This is a genomic window from Plantibacter elymi (nom. nud.), from assembly GCF_900177795.1.
Lineage (GTDB): Bacteria > Actinomycetota > Actinomycetes > Actinomycetales > Microbacteriaceae > Plantibacter > Plantibacter elymi.
Genome location: NZ_FXWJ01000001.1, coordinates 931398 through 949045, shown reverse-complemented (window position 1 = coordinate 949045; position 17648 = coordinate 931398). Strand labels below are relative to the sequence as shown.

At 70.5% G+C, this 17648-nt stretch carries 15 protein-coding genes; 5 read left to right on the top strand and 10 right to left on the bottom strand.

The annotated features are described in order from the left end of the window. Positions 1-42: 42 nt before the first annotated feature. The gene (locus CCK91_RS04615; RefSeq protein ID WP_165766985.1) at positions 43-1680 is read right to left on the bottom strand and encodes a sensor histidine kinase; all 1638 of its coding nucleotides are present in this window, start codon (positions 1678-1680) and stop codon (positions 43-45) included. A 252-nt stretch (positions 1681-1932) separates the two neighbouring features. After that, a complete protein-coding gene (locus tag CCK91_RS04610) occupies positions 1933-2850 on the bottom strand; it encodes a DUF817 domain-containing protein (protein ID WP_086473046.1) in 918 nt (305 codons plus the stop codon). 91 nt (positions 2851-2941) lie between these two features. On the opposite strand from CCK91_RS04610, the gene CCK91_RS04605 reads away from it, so the two are divergent. Further along, positions 2942-4405 (top strand): hypothetical protein, encoded by a 1464-nt coding sequence (locus CCK91_RS04605; RefSeq protein WP_086473045.1) that lies wholly within the window; start codon positions 2942-2944, stop codon positions 4403-4405. Between the two features lie 91 nt (positions 4406-4496). On the opposite strand, the gene CCK91_RS04600 is transcribed toward CCK91_RS04605, so the two are convergent. From CCK91_RS04600 to CCK91_RS04565, 8 genes are all read right to left on the bottom strand, one after another. Further along, the gene (locus CCK91_RS04600; protein ID WP_086473044.1) at positions 4497-5699 is read right to left on the bottom strand and encodes a class I SAM-dependent methyltransferase; all 1203 of its coding nucleotides are present in this window, start codon (positions 5697-5699) and stop codon (positions 4497-4499) included. A gap of 42 nt (positions 5700-5741) precedes the next feature. Beyond that, entirely contained in the window at positions 5742-6134 is a 393-nt protein-coding gene (locus tag CCK91_RS04595) for a RidA family protein (RefSeq protein ID WP_086473043.1), read from the bottom strand. Positions 6135-6218: 84 nt separating this feature from the next. Beyond that, on the bottom strand, positions 6219-6863 hold the full coding sequence (locus CCK91_RS04590; protein WP_133059934.1) for a hypothetical protein: 645 nt from the start codon (positions 6861-6863) through the stop codon (positions 6219-6221). Positions 6864-6953: 90 nt separating this feature from the next. Next, positions 6954-7370, bottom strand: a complete 417-nt coding sequence (locus tag CCK91_RS04585; protein WP_064297156.1) for a heat shock protein transcriptional repressor HspR — start codon at positions 7368-7370, stop codon at positions 6954-6956. 30 nt (positions 7371-7400) lie between these two features. Continuing rightward, a complete protein-coding gene (locus CCK91_RS04580) occupies positions 7401-8399 on the bottom strand; it encodes a DnaJ C-terminal domain-containing protein (protein WP_086473041.1) in 999 nt (332 codons plus the stop codon). 2 nt (positions 8400-8401) lie between these two features. Next, positions 8402-9076, bottom strand: coding sequence for a nucleotide exchange factor GrpE (locus CCK91_RS04575; RefSeq protein WP_086473040.1), 675 nt, complete (start codon positions 9074-9076; stop codon positions 8402-8404). 2 nt (positions 9077-9078) lie between these two features. After that, positions 9079-10941 (bottom strand): molecular chaperone DnaK, encoded by a 1863-nt coding sequence (gene dnaK, locus CCK91_RS04570; protein WP_085511953.1) that lies wholly within the window; start codon positions 10939-10941, stop codon positions 9079-9081. A gap of 305 nt (positions 10942-11246) precedes the next feature. Continuing rightward, positions 11247-13829, bottom strand: a complete 2583-nt coding sequence (locus CCK91_RS04565; protein ID WP_086473039.1) for an ATP-dependent Clp protease ATP-binding subunit — start codon at positions 13827-13829, stop codon at positions 11247-11249. A gap of 160 nt (positions 13830-13989) precedes the next feature. On the opposite strand from CCK91_RS04565, the gene CCK91_RS04560 reads away from it, so the two are divergent. The 4 genes from CCK91_RS04560 to CCK91_RS04545 all read left to right on the top strand — a co-directional run bounded on the left by CCK91_RS04560 (position 13990) and on the right by CCK91_RS04545 (position 17639). After that, the gene (locus CCK91_RS04560) at positions 13990-15456 is read left to right on the top strand and encodes an MFS transporter (protein ID WP_086473038.1); all 1467 of its coding nucleotides are present in this window, start codon (positions 13990-13992) and stop codon (positions 15454-15456) included. Between the two features lie 74 nt (positions 15457-15530). Continuing rightward, positions 15531-16112: a hypothetical protein gene (locus CCK91_RS04555; RefSeq protein WP_086473037.1), complete on the top strand. Its 582-nt coding sequence runs from the start codon at positions 15531-15533 to the stop codon at positions 16110-16112. Positions 16113-16137: 25 nt separating this feature from the next. Next, positions 16138-17235: a serine hydrolase domain-containing protein gene (locus CCK91_RS04550; protein ID WP_086473036.1), complete on the top strand. Its 1098-nt coding sequence runs from the start codon at positions 16138-16140 to the stop codon at positions 17233-17235. Continuing rightward, a complete protein-coding gene (locus CCK91_RS04545) occupies positions 17232-17639 on the top strand; it encodes a hypothetical protein (protein ID WP_086473035.1) in 408 nt (135 codons plus the stop codon). Before CCK91_RS04550 ends, CCK91_RS04545 begins: the two co-directional genes overlap by 4 nt. The last annotated feature ends 9 nt before the right edge of the window (positions 17640-17648 follow it).

Sequence of the window (17648 nt, the reverse complement as noted above, 5' to 3'; positions counted from 1 at the left end):
TCCCACGATGCGTGCCGCAGCGCCTCCCTGCCGGGATCCGACTCAGGAAGCGGACGGTGCGCCGGCGCGCGGCTGGCGGAGCGGCAGGGTCACAGTGAAGGTGGAGCCGCGGCCCGGGCGGCTGGACACGGTGATCCAGCCGTGATGCGCCTCGGTGATGGACTTCACGATCGACAGCCCGAGGCCGACACCGGGCCGCGCATCGTCGCGGACTTCCCTGGCTCGGAAGAAGCGGTCGAAAAGCTGCCGCTGGTCGTCCGGCGAGATGCCGATGCCGGTGTCCGCGATGGTGACGGTGCAGGTCGTCCCGTCCACCCCGACGGTCACGACGACGCGCCCGCCGCGCGGCGTGTACTTCACCGCATTCGACAGCAGGTTGTCGAGGACCTGGCGGAGCCGGCCACCGTCGCCCTCCAATTCCACGTGCGGGGGGACCTCGGCTCGGACGGTCACGCCGGCCTCCGACGCCTGCGGGAGGATCGCGGCCGCGCTCTCCCGGGCGATGTCGGCGACGTCGGTGAGGGCGATCCGCACGCGCATCTCGGCGTCGCCCGCCGCGAGCAGGTCCCCGATGATCGCGTACAGCTGCTCCGCGTTGCGCTGGATCGTGGAGACCTCACGCTCCAGCCCGAGCTGCTGCAGATCATGTCCTTCGGTGAGGAGGTCGAGGTAGCCGATGATCGACGTCAACGGGGTGCGGAGTTCGTGGGAGACGTCGATGAGGAACGCTTCGCGCAGCGCCACCGCGTCGGCGAGGTCGGTGACGTCGTGACCGACGGTGATGGTGCCCACGAACGTGCCCTCGTCGGTATGCACCTGTCGCGCGTTCCCGATGATGGCGCGCTGGTCGCCCGGCTGCCCCACCCAGTACAGATCGCCACGGAAGCTCTCTCCGCGCAACGCCCGGTTGATGACCTGCTTCTCGGGTGGCAGCCGGGTCTTCCGGTCCGGTCCGTAGACGTGGACGCCGGCCCGGGTCTTGGGGTCGAACCCCGCCAGTCGGGCCTGCTCGTACGTGGCCTCGTTCCGGAGCGCCGCCGTGCCGTCCGGCCGGAAGAAGGCGACGGCGGCGTCGACGGATTCCGAGACCGTCGTCGCGATGGCTGCCGCCTCCGTCGCCGCGGCGAGCGCGATGCGCGCCCGTCCCTCGTGGGCGCGGAGCTGGCGCGCGGCCAGGTGCACGGTGACGGTCATGATGAGGACCAGGGCCGGCAGGATGCAGATCGCACCCCACCCGCCAGGCGTCGTCGGCCACGCTCCGGCGCGCGCGACCGGGATGAGGGAGACGAAGATCGCTCCGAACACCGGGACGGGCAGTGCCGAGACCCCGAACCCACCGGCGAGCCAGAGCACCGGGATGACGATGAGGAGACCCGACGTCGGCAGGTTCGGCAGGGTGTCGCGGAAGAACCCGACGGCGAGGATGTCGATGGTCGGTACGAGCACGAGCAGACCACGGAGCGCACCGGACGGTGGCACGGCGAAGAGCAGAGACGTCGCCGCGGCCGTCAGGGAGAGCCCGATGAGGAAGTCGGGTTCCAGCAGGGTCCACGTCGAGGTCAGGCCGATGTACAGCCCGAGCATCAGGATCGAGGCGATGAACGCGAACTGCGCCCCGGCGAAGAGGTGGTTGGTCCGCGGCAGGGGTGCGGCGGCCGCGGCCGGGACGGAGATGCCCACGGCCGGCGATGCGGGCCGTGGAGCGGCGGCAGGTCGCGCGGGGGCGGGCCGAGCCTGGCCCGGCTGAACGGGAGCCGTCCGGGCGGGAGCCGGCCGAGCGCCGCCACGATCACGGAAGCGTGGGTCCTGGGGCTGACGCTGGGCCATGGCTGCTCTCCGGAAGGGGACGAGCGATCACCGGGCTCGGGCCGCTCACTCCCGAACCCTACCCGGTGCGCGGACCGCATTCAGCAACCGTTGACAGCAGGCGGCTCAGGTCGGGAGGCGATCGGGCCGCTTCGGCGGGTACACCCAGGTGACCATCACCACCGAGATCATCATGAGGAGGAACCACGACACGAGCTTCGTGAGCGGGACGAGCTGCCAGCCGTCCTCCTGATTCGGGTACAGCCAGGCGCCCGTGATCGTCCCGATGTTCTCGGCGATCCAGATGAAGCAGGCCACGAGCAGGAACGCCACCAGCACGGGCATGCGGTGCGTCCGACGGAACACGCGGAAGTGCATCATCGTCCGAGCGAACACGACGAGGACGGCTGCGAGCAGCACCCATCGCAGATCCACGATGACGTGCTGGCTGAAGAAGTTCACGTAGATGCCGGTCGCGATGATCGTCGTGAGCCACACCGGTGGATAGCGGTCGAACCGGAGGTCGAAGAGCCGGTACACGCGGACCATGTACGACCCGACGGCCGCGTACATGAACCCGGTGTACAACGGCACGGCGCCGAGGTGCAGGACCCCGCCGCCGTCGTACTCCCACGACCCCACCCCGGTCTTGAACAGTTCCATGCCCGTCCCGACGACGTGGAACAGGACGATCACCCAGAGCTCACGGCCGGTCTCGAGCCGCGTGGTGATCATGACCGCCTGGATCACGATGGCAGCGATGACGAGCGCGTCGTTGCGGGCGAGCCAGACGTCGTCCGGGTACCAGAGGCGGGCGGCGACGATGACCGTGAGCATCGCTGCGCCGAAGATGCACGCCCACGCCTGTTTCGCTCCGAAGACGAGGAACTCGACCAGCTTCGCCCGCGCACCGCCGTCGGGGGCGTCGCGCAGGAGCCGGTTGGCCCGGTCGTCGATCCAGCGCTCGACCGCGGTGAGATCGTGCCGATCCCGGCGGCGCGAGCCGCGAGGTGCTCCGTCTGCGGGGGTGGACGGCTCGGACATCGGGCCAGCATACGGGCACACTCGGCGCCGCACCTGAGACGTCGGGACCGCCCCGACGCGGGCTGCGACGTGCGGCTCCTAGGGTGGATCCATGCCGCAGAACCGCACGATCCGAACCGCCGCCACGGCGCTGTTCGCCATGGCAGCCGTCCTCTGCCTCTCAGGCTGTGGCGACGTGAACGCGGCTTCCGCCGCCGGGCGGGACTTCGAGCAGCTCCTGGACGGCGTCCCGGAGGTGGCCGATGTCGACACGACCGGGAGCAACACCCTGCCGTGGAGCGGAACGGCATCGGCGTCGGTGCTCATGGACGACGACGTCTCCGACGCTCGGCTGAGCGCGATCGTGGACCGCATCGGCGGGTTCCTGAACAAGCAGGCGAAGCGGAGCGCTGGAGCGACGTGGGAGGGCGTCGACCTCACCGTCCGCGGGTTCACCCTGTCCGTCCTCGACCGACGGGCCGACAACGCGACCCAGCTGGAGCTGCTCGCCTCGCTCGAGGACGAGGGCGTCCCGGGAGGCGAGCTGCAGCTCGCCTCCGCTGGCACCGACGGAGCGCGTGCGTCCTCGCTCACCCTCGTGGCGCGTCCCGGTGAGGACTTCCTCGCCGCCTACGACCTGGCCAGGTCGACCGCCGACGCGACACCCGCCTACGCCGCCGCGATCGTCACCGGCCGCAGCGACGACGGTGTCGACCCGGCCGAACCCGGCGAGGACGATGCCGACGATGCGGCCCCCGGCCTCCCCGACTGGGACGCGACCGCGCGGTTCTCCATCTCGTCAGGCGCCGACGACGACGCGACGGCCAGCGGCGACCCCGGCCCGACCCGCGCCGCCTACCTGGCCGTCGCCGAGCAGTTCGAGGTGATCGGCGCCACCCTGACCCCGGACACGATCGACCTCCGCATCGCGAGCGTCGACGACGTGGCCGCCGCCACCGCAGTGGCGACAGGCGCGGTTCCGGCGGACGTCGCAGTGGAGGTCCAGGGCGGCATCGTCACCTGGGATGACGGCGTCCAGTCGGCGGAGATGCTGCCGGTTGTCCAGGCGCTTAGCGCGGTACCCGGCGTGACCGCGATCGCGGCGTCGAGTGACCGCCTCGGGATCGCCGTGTCGGATCCGGCGGCGGGGCGCGCCGCCCTCGACGCCCTCGATGCGCTGCCGGCGGCGTCGGTCGTCGAGTCGCTCCGGATCGGCGGCCCTGTCGCAAACGGCACGTTCTCGGTGACCGGCTCGCGGCTCGACGTCGCATCGCTGTTCACCCTGGTCGAGCAGCTGACCGCATCGGGCTCACTGGCTTCGTTCGAGGGCAGCGCCGGCCGCCTGCAGGTGGACGTCCGCGCGGCGGACGACGCGACACTCGGGGCGGCGATCGGGCTCGTCAAGGCCGGCATCGCGCCGGGGACCTGGACGAGGATCGGTGTCGACGGCGAGCGGGGGACGTGGTGGTTCGACGCGATCGACACCATCACGATCGACGCCTCCGAGTACGCCGACGAGTCCCCGGAGGAGACCGCGCTCCGCGAGCGCATCGAGCGCCTCTGGAACGCCGCCTGACGTCCACAACTCCTGCAACGCCCGTGCCGGACGGTCGAGGACGCCGGTGTCCGAGCGGCCGGTGCCCACCGGACGGTCCGAGCAGCAGGAGTTACGGACGCGGCCCGTCGGCGGCGCGGGGCTGCGAGACCGTCACCGTGAACTTCTGGTTGCGCGCAAGCTGCCTCGTCGGACCGACGAGCCGCTCGAGGGCGGCCCGGTAGCCGAGGTGCGAGTTCCACACGACGGCGAGGATGCCACCCGGCTGCAGGACGCGCGCGGCCTCGGCGAACAGGTCGTGGGCGACGCCCGTGTGGACGGTGGTCCCGCTGTGGAACGGCGGGTTCAGGACGATGAGGTCGGCTGACGCGTCCGGCTGCATCGACAGGCCGTCGTCGCGGAGCACCGTGATGCGCTCGGCCAGTCGGCGGTCGGTGTCGTCGTTGGCGGCGATGGTCGCGGTGGTCGAGGCGACCGCTGCAGCGGACTGGTCGGTCGCGATGACCGCGAGCTCGGGCCGGGCGATGGCGAGCGACACCGCGAGGACGCCGGTGCCGCAGCCGAGGTCGATGGCCGTCCGGGCGTCGGGCGCGATCTCCGGCAGCGCCTCGAGCAGGAAGCGGGTACCGATGTCGAGCTTCGTGCCGGCGAACGCCGCCCCGGCGGCGGCGATGGTCAGGCCGATGTCGGCATGGTGCTCGGTGCGCAGCGCGGTCGAGGCCGTGGCGTCGACCGCGTCACGCTCTCCCTCGACGGCGGCGGCGGTCACCGGCTCGCTCGCGCGGAGCACTCGGGACTTCTGACGGGCGAGGCTCGCAGTGACGGTCGAGAAGCTCCGGCCAAGGACGTCGTTCATCGCGGGCGTCAGGTGCTTCACCCGTCCACCGGCCAGGAGACGGACGTCCGCAGCGCCCCAGCGGGCGGCTGCAGCGGCGATCTCATGCAGTGCTTCGAGGTGCTTCGGGAGTTGGACGAGGACGAGTGACGCGCCCGTGAACAGCTCCTCGCCGAGCGGCAGGTTGCGGAAGCCGCCGTCGACGCCGAGCCGCTCGGCGTTCGCCGCGAGCGCCCGCTCGCCGACCGCCGCGTCCTGGTGGACCCGGACGTCCGCCGCCCCCAGGAGTGCGATGGCACCGAGGGTGAGCGCCCCGTAGGCGTCGCCGACGACGACGATCTCGCCGGGCGTCGGTACCCGCCCGGCCAGGGCAGCGGCCGCTTCGTCGAGCAGCAGCCGGTCGGTCGCGTCGACGGCGAAGAGGTTCGGTGCCTCGTGATCGGGGAACCGGCGCAGCGCGTCGAAGGAGAACTCGGGCATCCCCTCAGCGTACCGGCGGGTCGTCCGCACGGGTTAGCGGGGTCAGGACGCGGGTACCGCCGCCACGGCGTCGATCTCGACGAGCGCTCCCGGACGTGCGGGCGCCACGGAGACGACCGTGACTGCGGTCCGGCGACCGCCCCAGACCGCCGCGGTCGCCGCGTAGCCGTCGGACGGATCGATCCCTGGCGCGAGGTAGATGGTGAGCTTCGCGACGTGCTCGGGCCCGGAACCGGCTTCGGCGAGCACGGTGAGGACGTTGCGGAGCGCCTGCTCCGTCTGCGGGCCGAGGCCGTCGAGGAGTGCGCCCTCGGCGTCGACGCCGTTCTGTCCGCCGATGAACAGCGTCGGGCCGGCCGGGAGGATCATGCCCTGCGCGAAGGCGGGGCTCGTGTACATGGAGGGAGGATCGACGGCGATCGGCATCGTGGTCATGGCTGCTTCCCTTCTGGAGCGGCGACACAGCCTGGACCGGCTGATGCAGCGATTCTGCTCCCGGGGACCGACACCGTCCAGTGGTCAGCCGCGTCGGCGCGCGCGTCGAGCCGGCTTCTCCGCCTTCACTGCTCGGAGGACCACCGGGAACAGCAGGACGCCGAGCCCGGCGGAGACGAAGAGGTTGACGACCGTGGCGATGGCGACGCCCTGGCCGAAGGCGCGGACGGTCTCGAGTCCACTGGCGTCCTCGGCTCTGATGCTCGCGATCGCGCCGAACACGATGACCACACTGATGACCGCGAAGATGAGCTGCAGCGGGACGGTGGCCCACATGCCCCAGTGCGTGACGGCTCCCGCGCGACGCACGCCGTGACGTCGCAGGATCCGCAGGCTGAGGGCGATGCCACCGAGGAAGGCGACGACCCCGAGCGCGACGTACCCCCACACCCAGGCACCGAACGGCGGTGACAGGAAGAGCAGGATGAAGCCGAACACGCGCGAGAAGCCCTCGACCCATTCGGCCTCGCCCGCACCGAGCAGGACGCCGACGAGGATCGGGGCGCCGATCACGATGAGCGTGAGCAGCGGGAGCACGCCCGCGATGAGCCCGAAGTACATGAGGGGGTAGGCGGTCAGTCCGGTCAGCCGGGCGCCGCGCCGCCTCCGGGCCGTCGCGGGCGCGGTCTGCGCCGGGTCCGGCTTCGTCACCACGGGCTGCGCGCTCATGCCCCAACCCTACGCGGCGTGCACCCACACGAAAGCGCACTCGTTGTCGTCATCCACGCGGGATGACGACCACGAGTGCGCTGTGGTCGGCTACTCGGAGAGCGACGGCCGCCAGACGACGACCTCGGTCCGGCGGCGGGTGCGGGTACCGCTCCGCATCGGGACGACGCTCCCCTCCATGCCGGCGGCGAACACCCGGTTGCCCGGGGTTCGCAGCAGGGCGTTGGCGAGCGCGTGCTCGAGCTCCCGCACCCGACCCTGAAGCGAGCTGACCTCGTTCTCCAGGGTCAGGATGCGGGAGATGCCCTCGAGGCTGACGCCCTCGGCGCTGAGCCTCGACACCTCACGGAGCTGGGCGATGTCGCGCATCGAGTACCTGCGCGACTTCCCGGCGGTCCGCGTCGGCGACACGAGCCCGAGCCGGTCGTACTGTCGAAGGGTCTGCGGGTGCATGCCTGCGAGCTCGGCAGCCATCGCGATCGCGAAGACCGGCGAATGCTCGTCCATGCTCCCTGCCCTTCCGTGTGCTGCTGGTTCCTAGCCCCGCGCCCGGGCGATGAGCTCGTCGCGGGGGTTGTCCTTCGGTTCCAGCTCGTGGAACCGTTCGAGCGCTTCCTTGGCCTCGCCGCCGAGATGCGCCGGGACGACGATCTGCACGACGGCCAGGAGGTCGCCGGTGCCCTTCGTCGTCGCGACACCGCGGCCCTTGACGCGCAGGACGCGGCCGCTCGGCGTACCGGGGGCGACCCGCAGCTTGACGGGGTCGCCGCCGAGCGTCGGAACCTCGATCGTGGCGCCGAGCGCGGCCTCCACGAAGGTGACCGGCACGGTGACGCGGAGGTTCAGGCCGTCGCGTTCGAACACGGGATGCTTGCGGACACTCACGGTGACCACGATATCGCCGGGTTCGCCGCCGTCCGGACTCGGCTGCCCCTTGCCGCGCAGGCGGATCTTCTGTCCATCCGACACACCCGCCGGGATCTTCACCTTGATGGTGCGTCCCTCGGAGGTCTGCAGGGAGATGGTGTCGCCCTGCGTGGCCGTGATGAAGTCGATCGTCGTGTGCGCGGTGATGTCGCGGCCCGGCGTGGGTCCGCCGTAGCCGCGGAAGCCGCCCGAGGTCTGGCCGAAGCCACCCTGGCCGAACATGCCGCCGAGGATGTCCTCGTACCCGGGAGGAGCCTGCTGGTAGCTGTAGCTCTGACGACCGCCACCACCGCCTCCACCGAACATCGTCCCGAAGACGTCCTCGAAGCCGCCCTGGCCGCCGCCTGCACCCGGCGCGGTGAAGCGTGCTCCACCGCCCATGGCGCGAACGGCGTCGTACTCCTTGCGCTGCTCGGGATCGCCGAGGACCGAGTGGGCCTCGCTGATCTCCTTGAACTTCGCCTCGGCCTTCGCATCACCCGGGTTGGAGTCCGGATGGTACTGCCGCGCGAGCTTCCGGTAGACCTTCTTCAGCTCCGCCGGCGTCACGTCCTTCTTGACGCCGAGGACCTTGTAGAAGTCCTTGTCGAACCAGTCCTGACTCGCCATGGCTAGCTCGCCGGGACCGCGACGACCACCTTCGCGGCGCGCAGCAGGGTGGAGCCCAGGTGGTACCCGGTCTCCACGACGTCGAGGACGGTCTCGCCCTCGGCGCCCGGCGTGGGCTGCTGGAAGATGGCCTCGTGCACGTTGGGGTCGAAGGTCTCGCCGACCGCTCCGAACGGCTTCAGCCCGAGCTTCTCGGCAGCGCCGCGGAGCTTGGCCGCGATCTGCGTGAAGGGGGCGTCGCCCTCGAGGTCGCCGTGCTTGTCAGCGCGGTCGAGGTCGTCGAGTACCGGGAGCAGGACTTTGGCGACCTCGCCGGTGGTGCGCTCGCGCTCCACCTCGCGGCCGGCCTCGGTGCGCTTCCGGTAGTTCGCGTACTCGGCCGTGACGCGCTGCAGGTCGCCGAGGCGTTCTGCAGCGAGCTGCTCGGCCGGGGAGAGGTCGCCGCCCTGCACGGGCTCCTCGGGAGCCGCGTTGAGGATGTCCTCGACGGTCAGCTCGTCGTCGGCGGCCGGTGCGTCGGCGTCGGCGGATTCGGCAGGTGCGCCCGAGGGGGCCGACGCGTCGGCGTCAACCCCCTCGGTGCCAGGCTGACGAACCTCGCCGGTCTCCGGGTCGATCCGTCGCTTGTCACGAATGATGGGATCGTCCTGGTTCTGGTTCTGGTTCTCGTCAGTCATGGTTACTTCTTGTCCTTGTCGTCTTCGTCCTCGACGACCTCGGCGTCGACGACGTCCTCATCGGAGGTCGCCTCCTCAGCCGGGGCCTCGGTTCCTGCGGCGGACTCGGAGGCCTGCGCCTGGGCGTAGATCGCCTCGCCGAGCTTGACCTGGCTCTCGTTGAGCTTGTCGAACGCGGTCTTCACCGCGTCCTCGTCCTCACCGGCGAGCGCGCTCTTCAGGGCGTCGACATCGGCCTGGACGTCGGTCTTGACGTCCTCGGGCAGCTTGTCGTCGTTCTCCTTGATGAGCTTGTCGATCGAGTAGGCGAGCTGCTCGGCGCTGTTGCGGACCTCGGCCTGCTCGCGGCGGGCCTTGTCGTCTGCAGCGTGCTCCTCGGCCTCGCGGACCATGCGCTCGATGTCCTCCTTGCCGAGGGACGAGCCACCGGTGATGGTCATCGACTGCTCCTTGCCGGTGCCCTTGTCCTTGGCGGACACGTGCACGATGCCGTTGGCGTCGATGTCGAAGGTGACCTCGACCTGCGGCACACCGCGCGGAGCCGGCGCGATGCCGGTCAGCTCGAAGGTGCCGAGGTTCTTGTTGTCGCGGGTGAACTCGCGCTCGCCCTGGAAGACCTGGATCGCGACGGACGGCTGGTTGTCGTCGGCCGTGGTGAAGGTCTCGCTCCGCTTCGTGGGGATCGCGGTGTTGCGCTCGATGAGCTTCGTCATGATGCCACCCTTGGTCTCGATACCGAGCGACAGGGGGGTGACGTCGATGAGCAGCACGTCCTTGCGCTCACCCTTCAGCACGCCGGCCTGGAGGGCGGCGCCGACGGCGACGACCTCGTCAGGGTTGACGCCCTTGTTGGGCTCCTGACCACCGGTGAGCTTCTTGACGAGCTCGGCGACGGCGGGCATACGGGTCGATCCGCCGACGAGCACGACGTGCGCGATGTCGGAGACCTTCACGCCGGCCTCGGCGATGACGTCGTTGAACGGCTTGCGGGTGCGCTCGAGGAGGTCGTTGGTGAGCTCCTCGAACTTCGCGCGGCTGAGCGTCTCGTCGAGGTTCGCCGGGCCGTTCTCCGTGAGGGAGAGGTACGGGAGCTGGATCGAGGTCGACATCGAGGAGCTGAGCTCCTTCTTCGCCTGCTCGGCGGCTTCCTTGAGGCGCTGCTTCGCGATCTTGTCGCCCGAGACGTCGACACCGGTCGAGTCCTTGAAGCGCTTGATCAGGTAGTCGACGACGCGCTGGTCCCAGTCGTCTCCACCGAGGCGGTTGTCACCCGAGGTGGAGCGGACCTGGATGGTGGAGAAGTCGTCGTCCTTGCCCACTTCGAGCAGCGAGACGTCGAAGGTACCGCCACCGAGGTCGAAGACGAGGATGAGCTCGTCCTCCTTGCCGCGGTCGAGACCGTAGGCGAGGGCTGCGGCGGTCGGCTCGTTGATGATGCGGAGCACGTTGAGGCCTGCGACCTCACCGGCCTCCTTCGTGGCCTGACGCTCGGCGTCGTTGAAGTAGGCGGGGACGGTGATGACCGCGTCGGTCACGGTGTCGCCCAGGTACTGCTCGGCGTCGCGCTTGAGCTTCGCGAGGATGCGAGCGGACAGCTCCTGCGGCGTGTACTTCTTGCCGTCGACGTCGAACTTCCAGTCGGTGCCCATGTGGCGCTTGACGCTCGCGATGGTGCGGTCGACGTTGGTGACGGCCTGGCGCTTCGCGGTCTCGCCGACGAGCACCTCGCCGTCCTTGGTGAATGCGACGACGGAGGGGGTGGTGCGGAAGCCCTCGGCGTTGGCGATGACGGTGGGTTCTCCACCTTCGAGGACGGCGACCACCGAGTTGGTGGTACCGAGGTCGATGCCTACTGCACGTGCCATGTGTTGGTTCTCCTTGTGTTGACTGCCGGTTCAGAACTCGTCGACTCGGGCGGCATGCTGTGGGCGTCCGGTCGACTCGACGAGCTCGGCACCGAGCTGGTTGATGGGGTGATGCTGGTGTGACGTCGAGACTTGAGCCCCGAAGACTCAATGCTACCGAGGCCCGGTTTCGACGTCAAGAAAGTTGAGTCCGCCTGGCTCAACTCCCAGCGGATGGCCAGGGTGACCGCGCGGGCGGCCCGCCGAAACGACGACGGGCCCAGGGCCGGAGGTCCGGTCCTGGGCCCGTTGCAGGGGGGCGCCGCCTAGGCGGCTTCCGCCACCACCACGGAACGCTCCGTGACGACGATCTTCCCGCCGACCGCGTCGACGTGCACGGTCGAGCCGTCGCCGACCCCGCCGCCCACGACGAGCTCGGCGATGCGGTCGTCGACCTCACGTTGAATGAGGCGACGCAGGGGGCGCGCGCCGTACTCCGGCTCGTAGCCGAGCTCCGCGAGGAGCGCGAGCGCTTCCGGAGTCGTCTCGAGTGACGCACCGCGCGCGGCCAACCGTTCGGTCGTGCGGCCGAGCATCAGTCCGACGATCTCTTGCAGCTGCTGCTGGTCGAGCTTGCAGAAGAGGACGATCTCATCGATGCGGTTGAGGAACTCCGGGCGCATCGCCTCGCGCAGCTTGCCCATGACCCGCGCCCGCAGCGCCTCCTCGGAGCCGAAGCCCGTGGGGTCGTCGGCGCCACCGGCCACGAAGCCCATCGCACCGGAACGGGATGCGAGGAACTCGGAGCCGAGGTTCGAGGTCATGACCACGACCGTGTTGCGGAAGTCGATCGTCCGCCCCTGACCATCGGTCAGGCGACCGTCGTCGAGCACCTGCAGGAGCAGGTTGAAGACGTCCGGGTGCGCCTTCTCGATCTCGTCGAACAGCACGATCGAGTACGGGTTGCGCCGCACGCGCTCGGTGAGCTGGCCCGCCTCGTCGAACCCGACGTACCCGGGAGGGGCGCCGACGAGTCGCGACACCGTGTGGCGTTCGCCGAACTCGCTCATGTCGAAGCGGATCACGGAGTGCTCGTCCGCGAAGAGGGATCCGGCGAGCGCCTTCGCGAGCTCCGTCTTGCCCACGCCGGTGGGGCCGAGGAACAGGAAGCTGCCGACGGGTCGGTTCGCGTCCCCCATGCCCGTGCGGTTGCGACGGACGGCCTTCGAGACCGCGGTCACGGCGTCGTGCTGGCCGATGACGCGAGCGTGCAGCTCGTCCTCGAGACCGGCGAGACGTTCCCGCTCGCCCTCCGTGAGCCGACTGACCGGGATGCCGGTGGCGCGGGACACGACGCCGGCGATCTGGGCCTCGTCGACGACCGCGTCACGGTCGGTGCGGGCACCGGGTCCGTTGGAGGCGGCGTCGAGCTTCGCCTGCACGGCGGTGATCTCGTCGCGGATGCGCGAGGCCTCCTCGTAGTGCTCGGCCGACACGGCAGCGTTCTTCGACGCCTCGAGGGTCGCGAGCTCCTCGACGAGGGCACTCACGTCGACCGCCTTCCCGAGCCGCAACCGCAGCCGGGCTCCGGCCTGGTCGACGAGGTCGATGGCCTTGTCGGGCAGGACACGGTCGGGCAGGTAGCGGGCCGAGAGCTCGACGGCGGCGCGGAGGGCGTCGTCGGTGAAGCGGACGTCGTGGTGCTCCTCGTACGCCGGACGGAGACCGTCGAGGATGAGGACGGCGTCCTCGATCGACGGTTCGCCCACCCGCACGGGCTGGAAGCGGCGTTCGAGCGCCGGGTCCTTCTCGATCCCGCGGTACTCACGGAGCGTGGTCGCACCGATGAGGTGCAGCTCACCGCGCGCGAGACGCGGCTTCAGCATGTTGCCGGCGTCCATGCCACCCTCGCCGGAGCCTCCGGCGCCGACGACGGTGTGGACCTCGTCGATGAAGACGATCAGCTCGGACCGGTTGGCCGCGATCTCGTCGAGCAGGCCGGTGAGGCGCTCCTCGAAGTCACCGCGGTACCGGGTTCCGGCGACCATGGCCGGCAGGTCGAGTGAGACGACGCGCTTGCCGCGCAGCTGCTCCGGGACGCCGCCGTCGACGATGGCCTGGGCGAGCCCCTCGACGACCGCGGTCTTGCCGACGCCGGCTTCGCCGACGAGCACGGGGTTGTTCTTCGTGCGGCGGGAGAGGATCTCGATGGTCTGCTCGATCTCCGCCGAGCGTCCAATGACGGGGTCGAGCGATCCGCCTGCGGCGAGCGCCGTGAGGTCGGTGCCGAAACGGTCGAGCATCGGGGTGTCCGAGTCGAGGTCGTCGGCATCGCGGTCGTCCTGGTCGTCGGTGGCGACGCCGGGGTCGCCGACGGTCTGGCGCATGCCCTGGGTCAACGCCTCCGCCGTGACGCCCGCGCGGGCGAGGACCTCACCGGCGGGCGAGTCCTGGTTGATGACGAGCGCGAAGAAGAGGTGCTCGGGGTCGACGTACGTCGATCCGGCGGCGCGGGCCACCTGGTAGGCGTGGAACAGCGCGCGCTGGGCCGACGGCGTGATGGCCGGGTCCTTGACGCTCGGTGAGGATGCCTGCGGCAGACGCTGTTCGGCGGCCTTGGCGATGACCTTCGGGTCGACGCCGAGGCGCGCGACGGCGTCCTTCGCGGGCTCCTCGCTCACGATGACGCGCAGGATGTGCAGCGCGTCGAGCTCGTTCTGGCCGCGCTCGAGCGCGAACCGGCCGGCGCGTTGCAGGATCTCCTGCGTCCGTGCGGTGAGGAAGCGGCTGAGGTCGATGGTCCGCGCCGAACGCGCCCGCTCGCCCTCGAGGTATCGGGCGAGGAAGTCGTCGAACGACGACGATCCGCCGTCTGCTGCTGCGCCGCCCTGGGTGAAGTCTTCGGGCACGTGAACCTCCTGGATTCAAACTTGAGTGTCGTACGCTCAAGTCCAACGCGGGGTGCCCGAAGCTATTCCCGGCAACGATCCGCGTCCCAGCGAACCCCCAGCCATCGCGCTCCGGGACGCGCGCTACCGCCCGTTCACCACGCGGCACTAGCCTCAGTGCATGAGCACGACTCCCCCAGGTGGCACCGACGACACCGGCCGGACAGGCGGGCACGGCGACGAGGCCCCGCGTCTCGGATCCCGGCCACGCAACTTCCCGCCACCACCGCTCGTCACCCCCGACGCCGCAGCGGCCACCGTCGACCTCGACACCTCGCAGGTCGCCGCCGTGAAGGCGCAGGCGGGCCGTAAGGGCCGCATCTTCGCGTGGAGCCTGTGGGACTGGGGCTCGGCGTCGTTCAACGCCGTCGTCACCACCTTCGTGTTCACCGTCTATCTGACGAGCGACTCCTTCGGCGAGGAGGCCGCGGTGTCGGCGTCGCTCGGGTGGGCGCTCGCCGCCGCCGGGCTGCTGATCGCGATCCTCGCGCCGGTCGTCGGCCAGCGGTCGGACTCCGCCGGGCGGCGGAAGTTCTGGCTCGGCTTCAACACCTACGTCGTCGTCGCGATCACCGCACTCCTCTTCTTCGTCGCCCCCGATCCGAACTTCCTCTGGCTGGGCCTCGTCCTCCTCGCGGTCGGCAACATCGTGTTCGAGTTCGCCGGCGTCAACTACAACGCGATGCTCGCCCAGGTGTCGACGCCCACCTCCATCGGCAAGGTCTCCGGTCTCGGCTGGGGCATGGGGTACATCGGCGGCATCGTGCTGCTGCTCATCGTGTACTTCGGCTTCATCTCCCCCGAGGTCGGACTCTTCGGCGTCACCGGCGAGGACGGCATGGACGTCCGCGTCGCGATGCTCGTCTCCGCGGCGTGGTTCGGGATCTTCGCCCTGCCCGTGCTGTTCGCGGTGCCCGAGTACCACGCACCCCAGGCCGTCGCCCGGCCGCACGTCGGGTTCTTCGCCTCCTACGGCGTCCTCGCCAAGAGCATCGCGGAACTCTGGCGCGACAGCCGACAGACGCTCTACTTCCTGCTCGCGAGCGCGGTGTTCCGCGACGGGCTCGCCGGTGTCTTCACCTTCGGTGGCGTCCTGGCCGCGGGGACCTTCGGCTTCTCACCCGGCGAGGTGATCATCTTCGCGATCGCCGCCAACGTCGTCGCCGGGATCGCGACGATCACGATCGGCCTGCTCGACGACAAGGTGGGCCCGAAACCCGTCATCGTCGCGTCGCTCATCGGCCTCGTCATCGCGGGAAGCGCCGTGTTCTTCCTCCACGAAGGCGGCGCGACGATCTTCTGGATCTTCGGGCTCATGCTGTGCCTGTTCGTCGGCCCTGCCCAGTCGGCGAGCCGCTCGTTCCTGGCGCGCATCATCCCCGAGGGCCGCGAGGGTGAGGTCTTCGGCCTCTACGCCACCACCGGCCGCGCCGTGTCCTTCCTCGCGCCGACCGCCTTCGCGCTGTTCGTCACGCTCGGTGGGGCGCAGTTCTGGGGGATCCTCGGGATCGTGCTCGTGCTGCTCATCGGCCTCGGACTGCTGATCCCGGTGCACGCGAAGCAGGGGCGGCTCGCCTCGCGGGTGTGACACGCGCCACTACCGCTCGGGCCAGAGGACTGTCTAGCTTGATTTCGTAATTACGATATTTATACACTTGGGTCATGACGATCATCGACCCCGGCGACCACGAGGCACGTCTCGCGCGTCTCGAAGCCGCCGTGTTCGCCCGACCGGCCGGCGACGACACGACCACCGAGCGACCGGACGACGTCGCGTCCGCAGCCGCGACGGGCGATGCCGACGACACCTTCTGGGCGCTCCGCGGGCTCGAACAGCGCACGGCCGAGCTCGAGCATGGGGCGGTCCTCTTCACCGGATCGGTCGTCACCGGCGGTGGACCCGTGCAGTGGCAGTACGCCAGGGCGACCGACGACCTCCTCGCGCTCGGCGACGACCCCGACGCCGCGGAATCAGCAGGCTCCGGTCCACTCGCGACGGCGGCATCGCGACTCGCGGCCATCGGCTCGCCCGTCCGACTGCAGCTGCTCCTGGCCGTCGCCAACGGCACCTCCGCACTCGCGGACCTCGGCGAACTCGACGGCATCGGGACGACCGGCCAGGTCTACCACCACGTCCGCGTCCTGACGGCCGCCGGCTGGCTGCAACCAGCCGGCCGCGGTCGGGTCGCGGTCCCACCCATGCGACTCGTCCCGCTGCTCGTCGCCGTCGCCGCCATGGAATGACCACCGACCCCAGGAAGGACCCCGCATGACCGCCACACCACGCAGCACGTCCCGACCCAGACGGGTCTGGGTCATCGCCGCCGTCAGCACCGCTGTCGCCCTCGCGATCGGGCTCGCCTTCCGGCCAGGGCCCTCGACGCTTCCCCCCGAGGCCACCGGCGACGCCGAACTCGCGGCGACCGTCCGCGAGCTCGCCGGCCCCGACCGCAAGGCCCTGCTGGCCGTCGTCGTCACCCCGGACGGCACCCGCACCGCGACGATCGGCGCCCAGCCGGACACCCGGTTCGAGATCGGATCGGTGAGCAAGGCATTCACGGGACTGTTGCTCGCCGACGCGATCGAGCGCGGCGAGGTCACCCCGGACACCAGGCTCGGTGACCTCCTCGAACTGGGCGCCGCGCCCGCGGCGGACGTCACCCTCGAGCAGCTCGCCACCCACACCTCAGGCCTGCCCCGGCTGCCGATCGACCTCTCGACGATCCTCTCCTCGACGTGGTTCGCGCTCACCACGGCGAACCCCTACGGTGAGGACCTCGACCAGCTGCGCGAGCAGGCGCGGTCCGCCTCCCTCGACACCCCGAAGGGCACCTACTCCAACCTCGGTTTCGAACTGCTCGGTGCCGCCCTCGGCGCGGCCGCCGGCACCAGCTACGCCGACCTCCTCGAGGAACGGATCACCGGTCCGATGGGACTCGACGCGACCGCCCCCGTGAGCGATGCGGGCGACCTCGGCGACCGCGACCTGCTCGGCGAGACCGCCGGCGGACGGACCGCCGCAGCATGGACCGGCACGGCGATCGGGCCCGCCGGTGGCATTCGCTCGGACACGGCGGATCTCGCGCGTTTTGCGGAACGACTGGCCGACGGCAGCGCGCCGGGCATCGAGGCGCTCGCCCCACAGACGGCGTTCGGCGATCGCGAGATCGGCTGGGCCTGGATCACCGATCGGAAGGCGATCGACGGTGAGGACCTCGTCTGGCACAACGGCGCCACGGGCGGCTTCGCGTCCTTCGTCGGGGTCGTTCCAGCGACCGGCACCGCGGTGGTCCTCGTCTCGGCGACCCAGGAGTCGGTCGATGCGGCCGGCGTCGCCCTCCTCGAGCAGATCGGAGCAGCACGATGATCGAGATCCTGATCCCCACCGTCGTCGCCCTCGTCGCGTGGGTCCTCGCCCTCCAGGTCGCGCATGCGTGGAGTACGGGACGCTGGTCGGCGACCGAGCGCTACCGACTCGTCGTCGACGCGGTCGACAGCGTCGTGATCCTCGCGCTCGTCCGCGCCCTCGCCGCACCGGTGGGCGTCTGGTCCTGGGCGTGGGTCCTCGCCGTCGCGATCGTCGGCTTCGGACTCGCCGGAGCCGCCCTGCGCTGGCGGTCACTCCCGTGGCACGCGCCCAAACCGAAGCGCTCACTCGACGAACACGGGGCGACCGTCGAGACCGCGGTCGCACCGAAGGACCGCCGGCGGCAGGTCCAGGCCGGTGTCTACGGTGCGGTCGGTGTCGCGATCGTCGCGCTCTGCTGGTGACCGCGCCGA

Excerpts from the sequence above, each read along its gene's own strand:
- CCK91_RS04610 (WP_086473046.1), bottom strand. The coding sequence starts at position 2,850 with ATGTCCGAGCCGTCCACCCCCGCAGACGGAGCACCTCGCGGCTCGCGC.
- CCK91_RS04605 (WP_086473045.1), top strand. The coding sequence starts at position 2,942 with ATGCCGCAGAACCGCACGATCCGAACCGCCGCCACGGCGCTGTTCGCC.
- CCK91_RS04600 (WP_086473044.1), bottom strand. The coding sequence starts at position 5,699 with ATGCCCGAGTTCTCCTTCGACGCGCTGCGCCGGTTCCCCGATCACGAG.
- CCK91_RS04595 (WP_086473043.1), bottom strand. The coding sequence starts at position 6,134 with ATGACCACGATGCCGATCGCCGTCGATCCTCCCTCCATGTACACGAGC.
- CCK91_RS04590 (WP_133059934.1), bottom strand. The coding sequence starts at position 6,863 with ATGAGCGCGCAGCCCGTGGTGACGAAGCCGGACCCGGCGCAGACCGCG.
- CCK91_RS04585 (WP_064297156.1), bottom strand. The coding sequence starts at position 7,370 with ATGGACGAGCATTCGCCGGTCTTCGCGATCGCGATGGCTGCCGAGCTC.
- CCK91_RS04580 (WP_086473041.1), bottom strand. The coding sequence starts at position 8,399 with ATGGCGAGTCAGGACTGGTTCGACAAGGACTTCTACAAGGTCCTCGGC.
- CCK91_RS04575 (WP_086473040.1), bottom strand. The coding sequence starts at position 9,076 with ATGACTGACGAGAACCAGAACCAGAACCAGGACGATCCCATCATTCGT.
- dnaK (WP_085511953.1), bottom strand. The coding sequence starts at position 10,941 with ATGGCACGTGCAGTAGGCATCGACCTCGGTACCACCAACTCGGTGGTC.
- CCK91_RS04560 (WP_086473038.1), top strand. The coding sequence starts at position 13,990 with ATGAGCACGACTCCCCCAGGTGGCACCGACGACACCGGCCGGACAGGC.
- CCK91_RS04555 (WP_086473037.1), top strand. The coding sequence starts at position 15,531 with ATGACGATCATCGACCCCGGCGACCACGAGGCACGTCTCGCGCGTCTC.
- CCK91_RS04550 (WP_086473036.1), top strand. The coding sequence starts at position 16,138 with ATGACCGCCACACCACGCAGCACGTCCCGACCCAGACGGGTCTGGGTC.
- CCK91_RS04545 (WP_086473035.1), top strand. The coding sequence starts at position 17,232 with ATGATCGAGATCCTGATCCCCACCGTCGTCGCCCTCGTCGCGTGGGTC.